Annotated in this window: 17 protein-coding genes; 10 read left to right on the forward strand and 7 right to left on the reverse strand. The window is 70.0% G+C overall.

Features of this window, described 5'->3' with window-relative positions:
- Nucleotides 1-265: 265 nt before the first annotated feature.
- Nucleotides 266-886, reverse strand: coding sequence for a hypothetical protein (locus EKE94_RS16670; RefSeq protein WP_127907773.1), 621 nt, complete (start codon nt 884-886; stop codon nt 266-268).
- 204 nt (nt 887-1090) lie between these two features.
- Between EKE94_RS16670 and recO the strand changes: the two genes are divergently transcribed.
- Nucleotides 1091-1816, forward strand: a complete 726-nt coding sequence (gene recO / locus EKE94_RS16675; RefSeq protein ID WP_127907774.1) for a DNA repair protein RecO — start codon at nt 1091-1093, stop codon at nt 1814-1816.
- A gap of 163 nt (nt 1817-1979) precedes the next feature.
- Here the strand turns inward: recO and EKE94_RS16680 are convergent, their stop codons facing one another.
- The 4 genes from EKE94_RS16680 to EKE94_RS16695 all read right to left on the reverse strand — a co-directional run bounded on the left by EKE94_RS16680 (nt 1980) and on the right by EKE94_RS16695 (nt 5946).
- Nucleotides 1980-3038 (reverse strand): HesA/MoeB/ThiF family protein, encoded by a 1059-nt coding sequence (locus EKE94_RS16680; protein ID WP_127907775.1) that lies wholly within the window; start codon nt 3036-3038, stop codon nt 1980-1982.
- Between the two features lie 3 nt (nt 3039-3041).
- Nucleotides 3042-3521 (reverse strand): dUTP diphosphatase, encoded by a 480-nt coding sequence (gene dut / locus EKE94_RS16685; RefSeq protein WP_235856072.1) that lies wholly within the window; start codon nt 3519-3521, stop codon nt 3042-3044.
- A 61-nt stretch (nt 3522-3582) separates the two neighbouring features.
- Nucleotides 3583-4866: a bifunctional phosphopantothenoylcysteine decarboxylase/phosphopantothenate synthase gene (locus EKE94_RS16690; RefSeq protein ID WP_127907777.1), complete on the reverse strand. Its 1284-nt coding sequence runs from the start codon at nt 4864-4866 to the stop codon at nt 3583-3585.
- Nucleotides 4867-5067: 201 nt separating this feature from the next.
- The gene (locus EKE94_RS16695) at nt 5068-5946 is read right to left on the reverse strand and encodes an RNA polymerase factor sigma-32 (protein WP_127907778.1); all 879 of its coding nucleotides are present in this window, start codon (nt 5944-5946) and stop codon (nt 5068-5070) included.
- Between the two features lie 101 nt (nt 5947-6047).
- Between EKE94_RS16695 and EKE94_RS16700 the strand changes: the two genes are divergently transcribed.
- The 4 genes from EKE94_RS16700 (at nt 6048) to EKE94_RS16715 (ending at nt 9911) form a co-directional block, all read left to right on the forward strand.
- Entirely contained in the window at nt 6048-6581 is a 534-nt protein-coding gene (locus tag EKE94_RS16700) for a bifunctional adenosylcobinamide kinase/adenosylcobinamide-phosphate guanylyltransferase (protein WP_127907779.1), read from the forward strand.
- Complete coding sequence (locus tag EKE94_RS16705) at nt 6578-7165, forward strand: histidine phosphatase family protein (protein WP_235856073.1); 588 nt, start codon at nt 6578-6580, stop codon at nt 7163-7165. The genes EKE94_RS16700 and EKE94_RS16705 overlap by 4 nt, the downstream gene beginning before the upstream one ends.
- A 235-nt stretch (nt 7166-7400) precedes the next feature.
- Nucleotides 7401-8288 (forward strand): glutathione S-transferase, encoded by an 888-nt coding sequence (locus EKE94_RS16710; protein ID WP_127907780.1) that lies wholly within the window; start codon nt 7401-7403, stop codon nt 8286-8288.
- Nucleotides 8289-8363: 75 nt separating this feature from the next.
- Nucleotides 8364-9911, forward strand: coding sequence for a YifB family Mg chelatase-like AAA ATPase (locus EKE94_RS16715; protein WP_127907781.1), 1548 nt, complete (start codon nt 8364-8366; stop codon nt 9909-9911).
- 364 nt (nt 9912-10275) lie between these two features.
- Here EKE94_RS16715 and EKE94_RS16720 read toward each other — a convergent pair whose 3' ends face one another.
- On the reverse strand, nt 10276-11175 hold the full coding sequence (locus EKE94_RS16720; RefSeq protein WP_127907782.1) for a UTP--glucose-1-phosphate uridylyltransferase: 900 nt from the start codon (nt 11173-11175) through the stop codon (nt 10276-10278).
- Nucleotides 11176-11768: 593 nt separating this feature from the next.
- On the opposite strand from EKE94_RS16720, the gene EKE94_RS16725 reads away from it, so the two are divergent.
- The 3 genes from EKE94_RS16725 to ggpS are packed head-to-tail and all read left to right on the forward strand — an operon-like array spanning nt 11769 to nt 15197.
- Nucleotides 11769-12908, forward strand: coding sequence for an NAD(P)H-dependent glycerol-3-phosphate dehydrogenase (locus EKE94_RS16725; protein WP_127907783.1), 1140 nt, complete (start codon nt 11769-11771; stop codon nt 12906-12908).
- The gene (locus EKE94_RS16730) at nt 12908-13681 is read left to right on the forward strand and encodes an HAD-IIB family hydrolase (protein WP_127907784.1); all 774 of its coding nucleotides are present in this window, start codon (nt 12908-12910) and stop codon (nt 13679-13681) included. Before EKE94_RS16725 ends, EKE94_RS16730 begins: the two co-directional genes overlap by 1 nt.
- Before the next feature lie 13 nt (nt 13682-13694).
- Entirely contained in the window at nt 13695-15197 is a 1503-nt protein-coding gene (gene ggpS, locus EKE94_RS16735) for a glucosylglycerol-phosphate synthase (protein ID WP_127907785.1), read from the forward strand.
- A gap of 103 nt (nt 15198-15300) precedes the next feature.
- On the opposite strand, the gene EKE94_RS16740 is transcribed toward ggpS, so the two are convergent.
- Nucleotides 15301-16419: a polysaccharide biosynthesis/export family protein gene (locus EKE94_RS16740; RefSeq protein ID WP_164870997.1), complete on the reverse strand. Its 1119-nt coding sequence runs from the start codon at nt 16417-16419 to the stop codon at nt 15301-15303.
- A gap of 123 nt (nt 16420-16542) precedes the next feature.
- Between EKE94_RS16740 and EKE94_RS16745 the strand changes: the two genes are divergently transcribed.
- Together EKE94_RS16745 and EKE94_RS16750 are read left to right on the forward strand one after the other, a co-directional pair.
- The gene (locus EKE94_RS16745) at nt 16543-17394 is read left to right on the forward strand and encodes an NAD-dependent epimerase/dehydratase family protein (RefSeq protein ID WP_127907787.1); all 852 of its coding nucleotides are present in this window, start codon (nt 16543-16545) and stop codon (nt 17392-17394) included.
- Entirely contained in the window at nt 17391-18002 is a 612-nt protein-coding gene (locus EKE94_RS16750) for a sugar transferase (RefSeq protein WP_127907788.1), read from the forward strand. The genes EKE94_RS16745 and EKE94_RS16750 overlap by 4 nt, the downstream gene beginning before the upstream one ends.
- Nucleotides 18003-18010: the final 8 nt, after the last annotated feature.

Here is an 18010-nt window from a genome sequence, read left to right on the forward strand (position 1 = left end):
GTTCGAATTTTGCCTTCGCCATGGGCCCTCAAGCGCCTCGTTTTCCAGTGGGGGCCTTGCCCCGGTTCAACATCGCGCGCTCTTTAGCTGCCCCGGCACGGCAGATCAAGCCGTCAGGCGGGTTCGCGCCGCCCCGTCACACCCCCGGGTCGCCCGCCCGGGGGCGCGCCAGTCCGCGCACCGCCATGCAGCCCGCTAACCCGCAGGCCTTCATTCCAGAGAACTGTCTGGGGCCGCCCGTATCGACGGGCGGCCGGGTCGCGGCTCAGCGGCGCTGTGCCATGTAGGCCGCAAGGTTCGCGGCCTCGGCGTCGCGGTCGTAGGGCGTGCGCACCTGCCCGGGCTTGGGCTCGAACCACTCGGGGTGATCCAGCAGCCAGTCATGCACCTGCTTGGCACCCTGCGTGACCAGGTTTTCCAGCTGCTCCTCCTTGCCGCGCGCGATGCCCGAGCCGATGATCGGCGCGGTGTTCTGCAGCCCTTCGAAGGCGGTCACGCGGAACGGCTCTTCGTTCAGCTTCTCCTGCGTGGCGTTGTCGTAAAGCGTGACGTCGAAGATCAGCACGGATTTCGGCGTGTAGATGACCGGGACCCCGGGTTGCGCCAGCACGTAGCCGCCGATGCCGATGCCCAGGTGGTAAAGCCCGTCGCCATCATAGCCGCCGATCCGCTCCTCGATCGCCTCGGACAGCGCGGCGGTCAGCTCTTCGGTGCTGGCGTCGCGCGAAAACGGGCCCTTGCGCACGTCGGGGGCGACCACGATGTTGTGGCCCAGCCGGAAATCGCCAAGCTCGGGCAGCGGTGCATCGGGATCTGGCGTGGCACAGCCGGCGAGCCCCGCGATCAGGACCAGAAGGCAGGCGAAGGGGCGCAGGAACGTCGTCATGGGGGCTCGGTCTCTCTTCGGTAAGCGTCGGGGCTGGGCCACAGCGATAGCGCAGCCTGCCCCGTCGCGCAACGCGGCCCCCCGCGGGCGCGCGGCCGGGCGGGCGGGCGGGCCACCCGCGGCAGGACGGGCTTTCGTGCCCAGCCCCGGGGCCCTAGGATCAGGATGGTGCGGACGGCCTCCGCCCGCGGCAACGGAGTGGCTATGGACTGGCGCGAGGAAGGCACGCTGTTGACCGTGCGGCGCCATGGCGAAAGCGCGGCGATCATCGATGTCTTCACCGCCACCCGCGGGCGGCACGCGGGCGTGGTGCGCGGCGGCGCCGGCCGACGGCTGTCGGCGGTGCTGCAACCCGGCGCGCAGCTCGACCTGACCTGGCGCGGCCGGCTCGAGGATCAGCTGGGCAGCTTCACCGTCGAACCCAAGCAGTCGCGCAGCGCGGGCGTGAGGGGCGACCGGCTGGCGCTGGCCGGGCTGAATGCCCTAACCGCTTTGCTGGCCTTTCTGCTGCCCGAGCGCGAACCCCACCCGCGTCTTTACGCGATGTCGGTGTCGATGTTCGACGCGCTGGAAACCGAACCCGACTGGCCGCTGGCCTACCTGCACTGGGAGCTGGCGCTGCTCGAAGAGCTGGGGTTCGGGCTGGACCTGTCGTCCTGCGCGATCACCGGGTCGCGTGACGATCTGGCCTTCGTCTCGCCCCGGACCGGGCGGGCGGTCGCACGCGATGCGGCGGGCGACTGGGCCGACCGGCTGCTGCCCCTGCCGCTGTGCATGCTGGGCCAGGGCCCGGCGACACTGAGCGAGCTTCTGGCAGGGCTGTCGACCACGGGGCATTTCCTGGAAAACCGCATCGCCCCGGCGATGGGCGACCGCCCCCTGCCCCCGGCGCGGCACCGGCTGATCGAGACCATCGCGCGGCTGCGCTAGGCGCGTCGGGGGCAATCGCAGCCCAGCCACCGGTCCAAGGGTCCGCTTCCGTCCTCAGCAGGCGATGGCCGCTCCAAGGTTCGGCACCTCGCTAGTGGCCGCCCCCTCCAGGAGGGATCGGCAAAGGCTCCCCTTTGCCCTGCCCGTTGCCCTGCGCGTCGCCCTACCCTGCGCCCTGCCCTCCGCAGACGGGGCAATCGGCACGGCTGTGCACCGTGATGACCCGGGTTTCGGCATAAAGCCCGTCATAGATCATCAGCCGCCCGCGCAGCCCCTGGCCCGCGCCGGTGATCTGCTTGACGGCCTCAAGCGCCATGATCGACCCCACCACCCCCGGAAGGGGTCCGGCGACGCCGGCCTCGGCACAGGTGGGGGCGAGCCCCGGCGCGGGAGGTTCGGGAAAGACGCATTGGTAGCAGGGACCGCCCGAGGCGGGATGCCACAGCGACACTTGCCCCTCCCACTGGCTGATCGCGGCACCGATCACCGGCACCCCAAGCCCGGCGGCAACGCGGTTCACCAGGTAGCGGGTCTCGATATCGTCGGTGCCTTCGAGGATCAGGTCGTACTCAGCGAAAAGCCCGGCCGCGATCTCGGGCGTCAGGCGGCGGTGATAGGGGCGCAGCACGGCAAAGGGGTTCAGCGCCCGCATCGCCCGCTCGGCAGAGAAGACCTTGGGCATGCCGATGCGGTCGTCGGCATGGGCGACCTGGCGTTGCAGGTTCGTGGCCTCGACCACGTCATCGTCGATCACCCCGATCGTGCCGACCCCCGCCGCCGCGAGGTGCAGCAGAGCGGGCGACCCCAGCCCGCCGGCCCCGACGACCAGCACCCGCGCCTGCTTGAGCGCGGTCTGCCCCGACCCGCCGATTTCGCGCAGGGCGATGTGGCGGGCATAGCGCGGCAGCTCTCCCTCCCTGAACCGGGCCGGGCCGGCGGCCTCGGTTTCGGGCGCTCCGGCGTCCCGCGCGACGCGGGATTTCAGGACGGCCAGCCCCCTGCGATAGACCCAGACCAGCGCGACCAGCCCGCCCAGCACCAGCCATTCGGCCAGCGACCCGCCCAGCGTCGTCCGCAGCGGGTGGCCCTCGGGCAGGACGGCATGGGCGAAAAGCACGGCGAGGTAGAGCAGCCCGATCATCGTCCAGCGGGTGCGGCGCGGCGTGCCCAGCACGGCGCCCACCCCCCAGAGCACCGCGGCGAGCACAAGCACCGGCGCCATCGTCTAGCCCCGCCCGGTGGAGCCGAAGCCGCCCGTTCCGCGGGCCGTGGTGTCGAGCGTCGCGACCTCGTGCCAGCGGGCGGGCGAGACGGGCGCGATCACGGCCTGCGCGATCCGTTCGCCGTGGACGACGTGGAATGCCGCCTGCCCGAGGTTGATCAGGATCACCCCGAGAGGCCCGCGGTAATCGGCGTCTATGGTGCCGGGCGTGTTCAGCAGCGTCACCCCGTCGCGCAACGCCAGGCCCGAGCGCGGGCGCAGCTGCATCTCGTAGCCGCGGGCCACGGCAACGCGCAGCCCGGTGGGGACAAGCACCCGCGCGCCCGGTTCAAGCACGACACCGTCCCGCTGGTCCTGGGGGAAGTTGGCGCGGATATCCGCCCCGGCCGCGTCGGCCGTCGCCGGTTCGGGCAGGGCGACGGTCGGGTCGGCCCACTCCTCGCGCACCACCTCGACCACCGCGGCGCCTTGTCCCTCGTGCACTGGCATGTCTCCTTGTCGTCTGTTCGGGGCCGGTTTGCGGTCTGTTCGCGCGGGGGCCGCGCTAGCTCAGCGCCTCGGCGATGCGGGCTGCCAGACGGCGCCCGACCTCGTCCTTGGCCATCCTGTCCCACGTCTCGGGCCCCGCCTCGGTGATCAGCGTCACCGCGTTGTCGGCACCACCCATGATCCCCGTGCCCTCGGACACGTCATTGGCGAGGATCCAGTCGCATCCCTTGCGCGCACGCTTGGCCGTGGCCTGCGCCACGACATCCTCGGTCTCGGCCGCGAAGCCCACGACTAGAGCGGGACGCCCGTCGCGCAGGTGGGCAATCTCGGACAGGATGTCGGGATTTTCCACCATGTCGAGCGCGGGGACACCCCCTGAGGTCTTCTTTATCTTGCCGCGCGGCGTCTCGCGCATGCGCCAGTCGGCCACGGCGGCCGCGAAAACGGCGATGTCGGCGGGCAGCGCCGCCTGCACCGCGGCCTGCATCTGGCGCGCGGTCTCGACGCGGATCGCCTCGACGCCCTCGGGTGGGGGCACCGCGGCGGGGCCGGTGACGAAACTGACCCGCGCGCCCAGCGCGACCAGCGCCGCCGCCACGGCCGCCCCCTGCGCGCCGGAAGAGCGGTTGGCAATGTAACGCACAGGATCGAGCGGTTCGTGCGTGGGGCCCGAGGTGACGATGGCGTGGCGTCCGGCGAGCGGCCCGTCGGCCCGCGCCGCCGGCTGGGACAGCTTCCCGCCCGCGTCCGGCACGCCGGACATGGCCACCGCCCCTTGCGATGCCGCACCGGACGCGTCGCCCAGCGCGGCCATCACCGCGTCGACGATGGCCAAGGGCTCGGCCATCCGTCCCGGCCCGTATTCGCCGCAGGCCATGTGCCCTTCGTCGGGGCCCACCGACAGGATACCGTCGCCGGCCAGCGTGTCGCGGTTGCGCCGCGTCGCGGGATGGTCCCACATCCGCACGTTCATCGCGGGCGCCACCAGCACGCGCGTGTCGGTCGCCAGCAAAAGGGTCGAGGCAAGATCGTCGGCATGACCGCCGGCCATCTTCGCCATCAGGTCCGCCGTCGCGGGCGCCACGACGATCAGGTCCGCCACGCGCGACAGCTGGATATGGCCCATCTCGGCTTCGTCGGTCAGGTCCCAGAGGTCGGTATAGACCTTCTGCCCGGCCAGAGCCGAAACCGACAGCGGAGTGACGAACTGGGCGCCTGCGCGCGTCAGCACCGGCGTCACCTGTGCCCCGCGTTCGCGCAGGCGACGGATCAGGTCGAGGGACTTGTAGGCGGCAATCCCGCCCCCGATGATCAGAAGAATGCGCGTGTCGGCAAGCATCGACGGGTCTCCCTGCAACCGCGCGACGGGGCGCGCGCGTGCTGCCCCGGATCTACGGGCCGCAGGGCCCGAACTCAAGCCCGCCCGCAGCGACCACCAGCGCCGGGCCCCTTACGGGCAGCTCTGCGGCCAGCCCTTGAAACGCCACGGGCCCCGCGGTTTCCGCAGGGCCCGGCAAGGCACAGGCATGGTGCGCACAGGTCAGGCGAAAAAGCCCATGACCTCGCCCGATTGCCCCTCGAGGCTCTTGCGCATCTTTCCGAAAGCGGCGGCTTCCAGCTGGCGCACCCGTTCCTTGGACAGACCCAGCTCGTTGCCGAGCGATTCCAGCGTCCGCGGGTCGTCGCGCAGCTTGCGTTCGCGCACGATGAAGCGTTCGCGGTCGTTCAGCTCGGACATGGCGGAGACCAGCCAGTTGCGCAGCGTGCCGATGTCCTTGTCGCGCGCCACGGTGTCCGAGGCCTGGTCGCCGCCATCCTCAAGCGCATCTATCCATTCGCGGCCCTCATCCTCAGCCGACTGGGTGGCGTTGAGCGAATAGTCCGATCCGGCAAGCCGACCCTCCATCATCTCGACGTCGTGCAGGGGCACGCCGACCTCGCGCGCGATCATGTGGCGCAGCTGGTGGCGGTCGAGGCTTTCGCCCCGCGACTGCGCCTCGCGCTCAAGCCGGGCCTGCACGCGGCGCATGTTGAAGAACAGCGATTTCTGGGAGGAGGTCGAGCCGGTGCGCACCATCGACCAGTTGCGCATCACGTAGTCCTGGATCGAGGCCTTGATCCACCAAACCGCGTAGGTCGAAAACCGCACGCCGCGATCGGGGTCGAACTTGTCCGCGGCCTTCATCAGCCCCAGCCCTGCCTCCTGAACCAGATCATTCATCGGAGCGCCGTAGCGGCGGAACTTGGCCGCCATCGAAATCGCCAGGCGCATGTAGGCGGTCACCAACCGGTGCAGCGCCCGTTCGTCCCGTTGATCGCGCCAGGCGTAGGCCAGCTGCAATTCGGTGTCGGCATCCAGAAGCTCGGCCTGCATGGCGCGCCGCGAAAGTGAATATTCTGAAAATCCGTCAAGTGCCATCGCCTGTTCCCCAACCTTAGCCCGCGACGCAAGGCTTACGCCTCCTCTGCGAACTTGATACGAAGCGCCAACGCCGTTGGCCGAAGGAAAGTTTCCGCAGAATGTTGCCAAGTCTCAGTTTTGCCCTAGGCGGCGCGGGATCGGGCAAGTCCGCCTATGCCGAGGCGCTGGCCGAGGCCGCGGCGCCGAACCGCCTCTATATCGCCAGTGCCGAGGCCGGCGACCGCGAGATGCAGGCCAAGATCGCCGCCCACCGGGCCCGGCGCGGCGCGGGCTGGCGCACGGTCGAAACCCCGCGCGATCCCGGCCCGGCCCTGCGGGGGATGGCCGGTGACGAGGTGGCGCTGTTCGACTGTCTCACCATGTGGCTGGCCAACCACCTTTTCGCGGAAAGCGACCTGGACCTGGCCGAGGCAGAGCTGTTTTCGGCCCTCGCCGCGGCCCCGGGCCGGGTCATCGTGGTCTCGAACGAAGTCGGCTTCAGCATCGTTCCCGACAATGCGCTGGCCCGGCGGTTCCAGCGCGAACAGGCCCGCCTGAACCGTGAAATCGCCGCCCGCGCGGGGCTGGTCGCGGGGGTCATGGCGGGGCTTCCCTTCGCGCTCAAGGGGACGCTACCGGAGCTGCCGTCGTGACCTGCGCCCGGCTGTGGTGGGTGCGGCACGGACCGACCCACGCGCGCAGCATGTGCGGATGGACGGACCTGCCCGCCGACCTCTCGGACACCGCGGCGTTGGACCGGCTGGCCGCGGCGCTGCCGGCGGGCGCACCGGTGATCTCGTCCGACCTGTTGCGCGCGCGCCAGACCGCCGCGGCGCTGGCGCGCGGCCGGCCGCGCCTGCCCGACGACCCCGCCCTGCGCGAGATGCATTTCGGCGCGTGGGAGGGGCGCACCCATGCAGATGTCGAGGCCGAGAACCCGACGCTCATCCGCCGGTTCTGGGAGACGCCCGGCCCCGTCGCACCTCCGGACGGGGAAAGCTGGGACAGGCTCGCCGCCCGGGTCGACGCCGCCGCCGACCGGCTGGCCGCGGAGGCCGCGCACCGTGGCGGCGACGTGATCGTCGTGGCGCATTTCGGCCCGATCCTCAGCCAGATCGCCCGCGCCCGCGCCATCCCCCCGCAAGAGGCCTTTGCCCAGCCCGTCCGCCACCTGTCGCTGACGCGTCTGCGCCGCGACGACCGGTGGTCAGAAGAGTGCGCCGATCAGGTGATCTGAGAGGCCTCCCGCGGCCGACCCGGTGCAAGGCCGCGACCGGGCGAAGCGGATTAAAGCGGGATGCCCCCTTGCGCCTGACCTTCCGCGCCACCCCGGCCCTCGCCGATCCGGCCCCGGCGGATCCGCCCCTGACGGGCAATTCATCACGATCCGCGCAGGCCCCGTCACGCGATGTCATTGGCGCACCGCGCGGGCCTCGTGGCAAAGACGAAGAGCCCTCATCGGAGTCTGGCCCGTGACCTACGACCTCTTCATCGCCGACCGTCTCTATTCCAGCTGGTCGCTGCGCGGCTGGTTGATCTTCGACAGCTTCGGCCTTCCGGTCACGACCCATGTGGCGGGGCTTTATTCCGGCAGCTTCGCGCAGGACCTCGCGCCCGTCGCCCCGGCGCGCACCGTGCCCGCGATGCGCACGCCCGAGGGCCTTGTCGTGGGCGACAGCCTCGCCATCGCCGAGACGCTGGCCGAGCGCCATCCCGACATCCCGCTCTGGCCCGCCGACCCGGCCGACCGGGCCCGCGCGCGATGGCTGGTGGCCGAGATGCATTCGGGCTTTTCGGCCCTGCGGCGCGACTGCCCGATGCGGCTGGGCTACGCGGTCCGGGACTTCGCCCCCACGCAGGCCGTCCGCGACGACGTCGCGCGCATCGAGGCGCTCTGGGCCTTCGCCACCGAGACGCGTGGCACCGAGGGGCCGTGGCTTTTCGGTGCCTGGTCGCTGGCCGACATCTTCTATGCACCGGTCGCGACCCGGATCGCGACCTATGGCCTGCCCGTCGGCCCGGCCGCGGCGGCCTATGTCGCGGCCCACCTCGCCCATCCCGCGCTGCGCCGCTGGCGCGGGATGGGACTGGCGGCCGAAGGGCCCGAACCACCGGCCTACCGGCTGGATCTGCCCCGGGCGCCCTGGCCCGGCCCCGCGCCGCTGCCCGCCGAGGCCGTCATCGACGGAACCGCCGAGAACAGCAGCTGCCCCTATTCCGGCCGCCCTGTCACCCATTTCCTGCGGTTCGACACCCGCGTCTGGGGCTTTTGCAACGCGTTTTGCCGCGACAAGACCGCGGCCGACCCCGCCGCCTGGCCGGCCTTCCTGGAAATGGTCGACACGGAAGCACGACGTTAACCCTTTGCTAACCCTGCCGCGCCGAGACTGCCTCTCAGGCGGGGCGGGCCCCGACACCGCGCGGGGGCGACGATCATGGCGACACGAACCTATACCGTGGCCTTCGAGGGGATCGAGGCGCGGCTGGTCGAGGTTCAGTGCGCGATCTCGCCCGGCCTGCCGGCCTTTACCGTCGTTGGTCTGCCCGACAAGGCCGTCAGCGAGGCGAAAGAGAGGGTGCGCTCGGCCCTGGGCGCCCTGTCGATCGCGCTGCCGTCGAAGCGTATCACCGTGAACCTGTCGCCTGCCGACATTCCCAAGGCGGGATCGCATTTCGACCTGCCAATCGCGCTTGCCCTACTTTCGGCCATCGGCATCCTGCCCCCCGACGTGGCCGAGGGGATCGTGTCGCTAGGCGAGCTGTCGCTCGACGGCACGCTGGTGGCGGCAGCGGGGGCCCTGCCCGCCGCGATGACGGCGGCGGCCGAATCCCGCACCCTGATCTGCCCCGCCGCAAGCGGCCCCGAAGCGGCGTGGGTCACTGCCGCCGAGGTCCTGGCCCCGACCCACCTGTCCGAGGCGATCCGTCACTATACCGGCCAGTCCCGGCTGCCCCCCGCCGAGCCGGGCGAGGTGGCCGACCTGCCGGTCGTCCGCGACCTCTGCGAGGTCAAGGGGCAGGAACGGGCCCGCCGTGCGCTGGAGATCGCGGCGGCGGGGCGGCATCACATGTTGATGGTGGGGCCGCCGGGCGCGGGCAAATCGACGCTGGCCAAGTGCCTGCCCGGCCTGTTGCCGCCGCTGTCGCCGGAGGAGGCTCTGGAGACATCGATGATCCTGTCGCTTTCGGGCATGATCAAGGGTGGCGGGCTGTCCCGGACCCGCCCGTTCCAGGAGCCCCACCACACCGCCTCGTCCCCCGCGATCATCGGTGGCGGGCGCAGCGCCGCGCCCGGTCAGGTCAGCCTTGCCCATAACGGGGTGCTGTTCCTCGACGAACTGCCCGAGTTCGCACGCGATGTCCTGGACGCGCTGCGGCAGCCGCTGGAAAGCGGCGAGGTCATGGTCGCCCGGGCCAATGCCCATGTCCGCTATCCCTGCCGGGTGCTGCTGGTGGCCGCCGCCAACCCCTGCCGCTGCGGCCATCTTGCCGAGCCCGAGCGCGCCTGCGCCCGCGCACCCGAATGCGGCGAGGATTACATGGGCCGGATCTCGGGGCCCCTGATCGACAGGTTCGACCTGCGGATCGACGTCCCGCCCGCGCCCGTCCCCCCGCCGCCCGACTCGCACGGGGCCGAAACCTCGGCGACCGTGGCCGCCCGTGTCGGCGCCGCGCGCCGGATTCAGGCCGACCGCTATGCCGGTCTGCCGGGCGTGCGCGTCAATGCCGACGCCACGGGGGACCTTCTTGGCCGTGTCGCGGCCCCCGACGACACGGGCCTTGCCCTTTTGACCCGCGCGGCCGAACGGTTCGGCCTGACCGCCCGCGGCTATCACAAGGTGCTGCGCGTCGCCCGCACCATCGCCGATCTGGAAGGGTCCGACCGCGTCGGGACCGGACACCTTGCCGAGGCACTGAGCTACCGCTTTCCCTCCGCCCGTGTCGTGAAACCCTTGGCCGCCCCCGCGATCGCCGCGGACTAGCCCGGTGGCCACCGGGGCTGCGGCGCTTTGGCCTGCTGGCCCTTAAAAACGGAGACCTGTCGATAAAGGTCGTCAACTTGGCGAAGCATGGGCTGCGCACGGCTCCGGGCGCGCTGTTGATCGCGCTGCCATCGCGGGCATCACCCTCTGCCTGTCGCCTGCCGACATCCCCGGGACGGGATCGCATGTCGATTCGGGCACCGCTTACGTAGCTTCGGCGCCCCGGCGGGCCGCGGTCCTGTCAGCGGATCACGAGACACCCGAACATGCGCAACGCCCGCCGGCAGGGCCGGCGGGCGTTGCGCAGTGCGTGAAGCGAGAGGTGTGCCGCCCGTCATGTCATCCGGGGCCTGTCCCCGCCCCGTCAGGCGGCGGAGCGGGTTCCGCCGAGATTGCCACAGAATTCGGCCAGCACGTCCGCGTAGTCGGGATCTTCCGAGGCCAGCGTCAGCGTCGCGGCAAGCATGCCCTGCTTCGAGCCGCAGTCGAAGCGGCGTCCGCTGAAGGAGAACCCGACAAGCCCCACACGCTCGATCCCAGCGGCAATGGCGTCGGTCAACTGGATCTCGCCGCCTGCGCCGGGCTCCTGCACCGCGAGGTCGTCGAAGATCGAGCCGTCAAGCACGTAGCGCCCGACCACCGCCTTGGTCGAAGGCGCCTCTTCGGGCTTGGGCTTTTCGACCATGCCCTTGGCAAAGGTCAGCGGACCGTCGGTATGCGTGGCGTCGAGCACGCCGTAGGACGAAACGCGCTCCTGATCGACATCCATGGCGGCGACCATGTGCCCGGCCTTGGTCTTGGCATAGGCCTGCGCCATCTGGGTCAGGCACCCGGGCTCGCCTAGCATCAGATCGTCGGGCAGAATAACGGCCACCGCGCCCGGCAAAACCTCGTCCCGCGCGCAGAGCACCGCGTGGCCCAGACCCAGCGGTTCTTCCTGCATGACGAACACGATTTCCTGCTCGCCCTCGTGGATCGCGGCGCGGTGCAGGTCTTCGGCAATGTCGCCCTTTCCCCGCTCGTTCAGGGTCGAGTGCAGTTCGGCATCGTGGCGGATGTGCCGCTCGATCGCGGATTTCGAGGGATGGTTGACGAAGATCAGCTTTTCGATCCCGGCTTCGCGGGCTTCGTCGATGGCATACTGGATCAGGGGGGTATCGATGACCGGCAGCAGCTCTTTCGGCGTCGCCTTCGTTGCTGGAAGGAATCGAGTCCCCAATCCCGCCACTGGGAAGATCGCGGTCTTGATGGCCGATTTCGTCATGCTAATTCGCTCCGTAAATTGTCTAGGTCGATATCGCGACGGGCGGACCACGCGATCGGGCCCGGGCGCCAACGTCGCAACCGCCGGGGTAGTTCCACGCGCAGCGGGTGACCCGGCGGCGCCCTCGGCGATCTACCCAATCATTGGTCAAAACACTCTTTAAACAACGCGGACAGCTTGCCTGACACGCCTGCGGATGACCAGCCCCGCCAGGGATGCCCGGCGATCCCTCGCCGGCCCTGCGAGGGCACCGCGAAAGGATCGCCCGCCGCCTCCGGCAGGATTGCCCCGGGACAGCACCCCGCCCGCTTCGCGCGACATGCCCTTTTGCGCAGTGGCGCCCCCTGCGGCACCCGCCGGGCGGGGGATTTGCTGCTTGAAGCTTCCGGCTGTCCGCCTACCCTAGGAGCAAAGCCGCCCCACGGACCGACCGGCCGGACAGGGCGACATGGCGGGGCCCCCGAACCGGCAGGATCTGCAAGATGCAGGCACTGCCCGACAGGGGCCTCGTCGTGCGGCGCGGCAGAACAGACCGCGGCACCTGGCCTTCTTGCCCGTGCCCGCGGACACGAACAGGAAGGACGCACCACTCCATGACGATGCAGAGCCTCTCGGCCAACCAGACCTCTGCCCACAGCCACCCCTACGACCGTATCGCGGTGATCGGCTCGGGCTCCTGGGGGACGGCGCTGGCCAGCGTCGCCCGCCGCGCCGGGCGCAACGTGATCGTCTGGGGGCGCGACGCCGACACTGTCGCGGACATCGCGCAGAACCGCCGCAACACCAAGTACCTGGGCGATACCGAACTTCCCGAGGGGATCGAGGCCACGACCGACATGGCCCATGCCTTGCAGGGCGCGCAGGCCGTGATGGTGGTGACGCCGTCGAAGACCCTGCGCGAGGTCTGCTCGCAGATGCGCCCCCATCTGAACAAGGGCGTTCCGGTGGCACTTTGCGCCAAGGGGATCGAGGCACATACCGGGCTTCTCTTGAACGAAGTCGCGTCCGAGGAGCTGCCCGGCCACCCCGTCGGCGCCATCTCGGGCCCCACCTTCGCCCGGGAAACGGTGTTGGCGCACCCCACCGCGGCGACCGTGGCGTTTCCCTTCCGCTACGCCGACCGGCTGGACCCGCTTGACAGCCCCGCGGTGCGCTTCGCGATCTCGCTGTCGTCGGAAAGCTTCCGGCCCTACATCTCGGACGACATCGTCGGCGTCGAGATCGGAGGTGCGGTCAAGAACGTCATCGCCATCGCCTGCGGGATGATGTCGGGCGCGGGCTTTGCCGAAAACACCCGCGCCGCGCTGATCACCCGCGGCATGGACGAGATGAAGACGCTGGCCGAGGTGCTGGGCGGTCGCCGCGAAACGGTGACCGGCCTTTCCGGCGCCGGCGACCTGACGCTGACCTGTTCCTCCGAAACGTCGCGCAACATGTCTCTGGGCATGCAGCTGGGCCGCGGCCTGTCGCGCGAGGAGTGCTTCGGCGGCGAGGATGTCGTCGTCGAGGGCGAGGTCAACGCGATCTCGGTCATCGACCTTGCGCGCCGCATCGGCGTCGTGCTGCCGATCTGCGACGCGGTGCACGCCGTGCTGCACCGCAAGGCCGACCTGCAGGACACCTTCCGCGACCTCTGGTCCCGCCCGATCGAATCCGAGCCCAAGGCGCTCGAAATCTCGCTCAACCATCCCTTCGCGGATGGCCGATCCGTTCCGAATCAAGGAGTCTACTGATGCGTCCCGACAGCTTTGCCGAATTGCCCGACATGGGCGGGCGGCACTTCGTCCTCGCCACCGACCTCGACGGAACCTTTCTCGGCGGGACCGAGGAGGCGCGCAAATCGCTTTATGACTGGATCGAGGCGAACCGCGAGACGGTTGGGCTGGTCTTCGTCACCGGCCGCGATCCGAAGTTCATCGCCGAGCTCTGCGAAAGCGGCGTGCCCTGGCCGGAATACGTGGTGGGCGATGTCGGCACCACCATCGCGCAGGTCGGCCCCGGTGGCCGGATCGAGCCCATCGAGACGCTGGAGCAGCAGATCTCCGAGGCATGGGCCGACAGCGGCGACCGGGTGCGCAAGGCGCTGGACGGGGTCTCGGGGCTGACGCTGCAGCCGACCGATTTCCGCTATCGCGTCAGCTACGACCTCTCGCCCGACACCTTCGACAAGGCCGCCATCGGCATCGTCGACGATCTGGGGCTCGACCACCTGATTTCCGACAACAAGTATTTCGACGTCCTGCCCAAGGGCGTCAGCAAGGGCCCGTCGATCAAGCGGTTGACCGCCCATCTGGGCATCTCGCCCGACCGGGTTCTGTGCGCCGGCGACACGCTGAACGACCTGTCGATGCTGGAATGCGGCCTGCCGGCCGTCGCGGTGGGCGGATCGGAACAGGCGCTGCTAGACCGGGTGTCGCCCCTGCCCCATGTTCATGCCGCCGAGGCGATCGGCGCGGCCGGGATCGCCGAGGCGATCCGCGAGCTCAATCTGCACGAGATGCCCTGAAGGAGGTTCGCTCATGCCCAGTGATCTGGTCATTGTCTATCACCGCCAGCCCTACGAAGAGGTCGAGGTCGACGGAAAGATCGAGTTCCGCGAGAACAAGAGCCCCAACGGCATCGTCCCCACGCTGAAGGGCTTTTTCGGCCGCGTGCCGAAGGGCGCCTGGGTCGCGTGGAAACTGGCCGAAGACCCCTCGAATCCCGATTTCAAGCGGGTGGTCGAGATCGAGGACAGCTACGGGAAATACTCGGTTTCGCGGCTGCCGCTGACCGAGCAACAGGTCAAGAGCTTCTACCACGTCACCTCGAAAGAGGCGTTCTGGCCGATCCTGCATTCCTTCAAGGAAAAGTATAACTACGACCCCGTGGACTGGCCGACCTTCCGCGAGGTGAACTGGGCCTTCGCCGAGGCCGCCGCCGCCGAGGCGTCGAAGGGGGCGGTGGTCTGGGTGCACGACTACAACCTGTGGCTGGTGCCCGGCTACCTGCGCCAGCTGCGCCCCGACGTGCGGATCAGCTTCTTCCACCACACGCCCTTCCCCGCCGCGGACATGTTCAACGTGCTGCCCTGGCGCAAGGAGATCGTCGAGAGCCTGCTCTCCTGCGACGTCGTGGGGTTCCACATCCCGCGCTACGCCGCGAACTTCGTCGGCGTGGCCGACAGCCTGTTCGAGATCGAGGTGCCGCGCCGCGAACCCGTAAACCCCGATTTCATCGTCGAAGGTACAGCCTTGTCCGAGCGTCGCGTCGCAAGGTCGATCAGCTACAAGGGCCGCAAGGTCGAGATCACCGCCTCGCCGGTGGGGGTCGACGTGGACTACATCGAAAGCCTCGCCCAGAAGCCGGAAACCAAGGATGCCGCGCAGCAGATCCGCGATGAGCTGGGCGATCGCAAGATGATCCTGTCGGTCGGGCGAACCGACTACACCAAGGGCGGCGCAGACCAGCTGATGAGCTTCGAGCGTCTGCTGGAAGAGAACGAACACCTGCACGGCAAGATGCGTCTGATGCACGTCTCGGTCTCGGCCAACCGCAACATGACGGTCTACGAAGAGATCCAGAACGAGATCGAGCAGGTCGCCGGCCGCATCAACGGCCGTTTCGGCACCTTCGAATGGACGCCGATCACGTTGGTCTCGCGCGCCATCCCCTTCGACGAGCTTGTCAGCTACTACTGCGCCGCCGACGTGGCCTGGATCACGCCCTTGGCCGACGGGATGAACCTGGTCGCCAAGGAATTCGCCGCCTGCCGCATCGACGGCGACGGCGTGCTGGTGCTGTCGGAATTCGCGGGCGCGGCGATCGAGATGGGGTCGGCCATCCTCGCCAACCCGTTCTCGTACCGCTCGATGGACCGCGCGATCCTTCAGGCGCTCGACATGCCGGAAGACGAGCGGCGCGGCCGGATGGAGCGGATGCGCGAGACGATCAAGCGCTACGACATCCGCGCCTGGGCCGAGGATCAGATGGCCGGGTTTGCCGGCGCGGGCGGTCCGCTGGACGATTCCGACGCCGCCTGACCTACGGCGACCCCGACACGAAAAAGGCCCCGTCGCGTATGCGGCGGGGCCTTTTTTCCTGTCGTGTCCATCCCCACGCCCGGGGCGCGCGGGGGGGGGCCGCTCAGTTGCCTACATTGCCCGCCGCGGTCACAAGACCGAACCCGGTCCCAATGAGCCCCAGCGCGACGCGCAGCGAGGTCACCGGGCTTTCCGTCGCCACGATCACGTCGCCGGGCATGATCTCAAGGTTCTTCGCCGCGAACAGGCCGTCGGCGTTGGTCAGGTCGATGGCGAAGATCACCCGCTCTTCCCGCGGCCCCTGGTATCCGGCGGTCAGCGCCGTGCGCGGGTATTCCCGCAGGATCAGGATGCCCTCGGGGTCGGCGCGCGATGCGACAAGGCCGCCCGCCATCGACATCGCCTCAAGCGCGGTGACATGGTCGCGGGGGAAATCGATGGTCTTCTGCGTGCCCGAGGCGCCGAGGGTCAGAAAGAACCTCTCATCCTCTTCGACGATGATCTTGTCCCCCCCCGTCAGGACCGCGTCGGCCTGCGGATTGTCGAAAAGCGTATCGGCCGAAATGGCGTAAAGCGTGCTGCCGCGCTGCAGCTTGACCCGCGGGTTGCGCAGCGTCGGGGGGATCCCTCCGGCGCGGCTGATCAGGCTCAGAACCGACGAATTGCGATTCTGCAGCGGGTAGCTGCCCGGCTGCGAGACGCCGCTGACCAGGTCGACCGAGCTTTGCTCGCCCGCGACCAGCACGGCCTGGACCTGCGCCGAGGGCGCGATCGAAGACAGGCGGTTCTGGATCGACAGCCGCGCCCGCTCGGGGCTTAGCCCGGCCACCCGCACGTCGCCCACATAGGGGACGAAGACCGAGCCGCCCGGCGACACGACGAGCGGTCCCAGTTCCACCTGCGACGTGGCCGGCGACACCAGAAGCGAATTATCCTCGCTGTCCCAGATCCGCACTTCCAGCCGGTCGCCCGTCGCGATGATCTGGCCCGTCGATCCGGCCGTCGCCGCGGGCCAGCCGCTGTAGCGCTCTGCCCCCAGGTCGGGCCAGGCCTCGACCGCCGGGATCAGGGCGCGCGTCACCGGGTAGAAGGCGATGCCGGACCCGGGCTCTGTCACCTCGCCCACGATATCGGATTCGGTCGGGCCGCCGCGCGGCAGATCTCCGCACCCGGCCGTGAACAACGCGATGCCGGCCGCCGAGAGAAGTCCGCCAAATCTCATGCAATCGTCCCAATCTATATCCCCGGCCCGCCGTCTGGCTATGGCCCGCGCGCACGTTACTATGGCAGAAGGCGAAGGCAAACAACGCCGACCCATGATCGGCGGAAAACAGGACAATTTTCTATGACGACACCCGTCCTGCTGGGCGCGACCGGCACCGTGGCCCGGCTGGTCCGGCATAGCTGGCCCGCGGCGGCGCCCGCGCCGGTCTGCCTGGCGCGGCGCGCGGCCCCGGGCATCGACGCGATCTGGGACATGGAGGGCGCTCCGCCCCCGCGGATGGCCGACAGCCCCAGCGCGGTCATCGACCTGTCCGGCGTCGTCCCCGGGCCCGGCGCGCAGCTTGAGCGGAACGCCGACCTGGCCCTCGCGGCCCTTGCCGCCGCGCGCAGCTGGGGCGCGGGGCGGCTTTTCTGGGCGTCGTCCTCATCGATCTACGGCGCAACCTCGGGGCCCGTGGACGAAGACACGCCGCCCTCCCCCCTTGTTCCCTACGGCGCGGCCAAGGCCCGGGCCGAGGCCGCCCTGATCCGGGCCGCGGCCGCCCCCGGCGCCCCGCGGCTGACGATCCTGCGGCTGGGCAATGTCGCCTTTGCCGGGCAGCCCTTCTATGCCGCGCGGCAGGGGCGCGTGACGCTCGACCGGTTCGCGGATGGCAGCTATCCCCGCCGCAGCTATATCGGCCCCCGGGGGCTGGCCGCTGTCCTCTCCGGCCTCCTGCAGCTCGACCAGGCGGGCGCGGCCCTGCCCGGCATCCTGAACGTGGCGGCGGCGCGGCCCACCGGCATGGACGCGGTGCTGGATGCGCTGGGGGCCGACTGGGGGCCCCGCCCCGCCCCGGCCGACGCGGTGTCCGAGCTCTGGCTCGATACCACGCGGCTTGAAAGCTGCCTGCCCGGCCGCGCGGGGTCGGGCGATGCGACAGACCTCGTGGCCGAGGGCGACGCCCTGCCTGACGCGGGACGCGACGCATGACGCCGGCCAAGCGGATGCTCGACCTCGCGCTGGCGCTGGTCCTTTCGATCGTGCTCGCCCCCGTGCTGGTGGCGCTGATCGCGGTGCTCTGGGCCACCTCGGGGCGGCCGATCTTCTACGCGGCCGAACGGATGCGGGCCCCGGATCGGCCGTTCCGGCTGTGGAAGCTGCGCACGATGACGGTTGTCGACACCGATTCAGGCGTCTCGGGCGGGGACAAGGCCAGCCGGATCACCCCGGCCGGGCGCCTGCTGCGCAAGACCCGTGCCGACGAGATTCCGCAGCTGTGGAACGTTCTGAAGGGCGACATGAGCTTCGTGGGACCGCGCCCGCCCCTGCGCAGCTATGTCGAGCGTCGGCCGGACCTCTACGCCCGGGTCCTGCGCTCCCGGCCGGGGATCACCGGCCTCGCGACGCTGCGGTATCACCGGCACGAAGAGCGGCTGCTGGCGCGCTGTCGCGACGCGGCCGAGACGGATCGCGTCTACCTGCGCCGCTGCGTGCCGCAGAAGGCGCGGCTGGACCTGATCTATCAGGAGAACCGGACGCTGTGCTTCGACCTTGCCCTGATGTGGCAGACCGCGGCGGGGGTACTGCGCCGGCGCTAGCCCGGCGC

The sequence above is a fragment of the Mesobaculum littorinae genome, from assembly GCF_004011175.1.
Classification (GTDB): Bacteria; Pseudomonadota; Alphaproteobacteria; order Rhodobacterales; family Rhodobacteraceae; genus Tranquillimonas; species Tranquillimonas littorinae.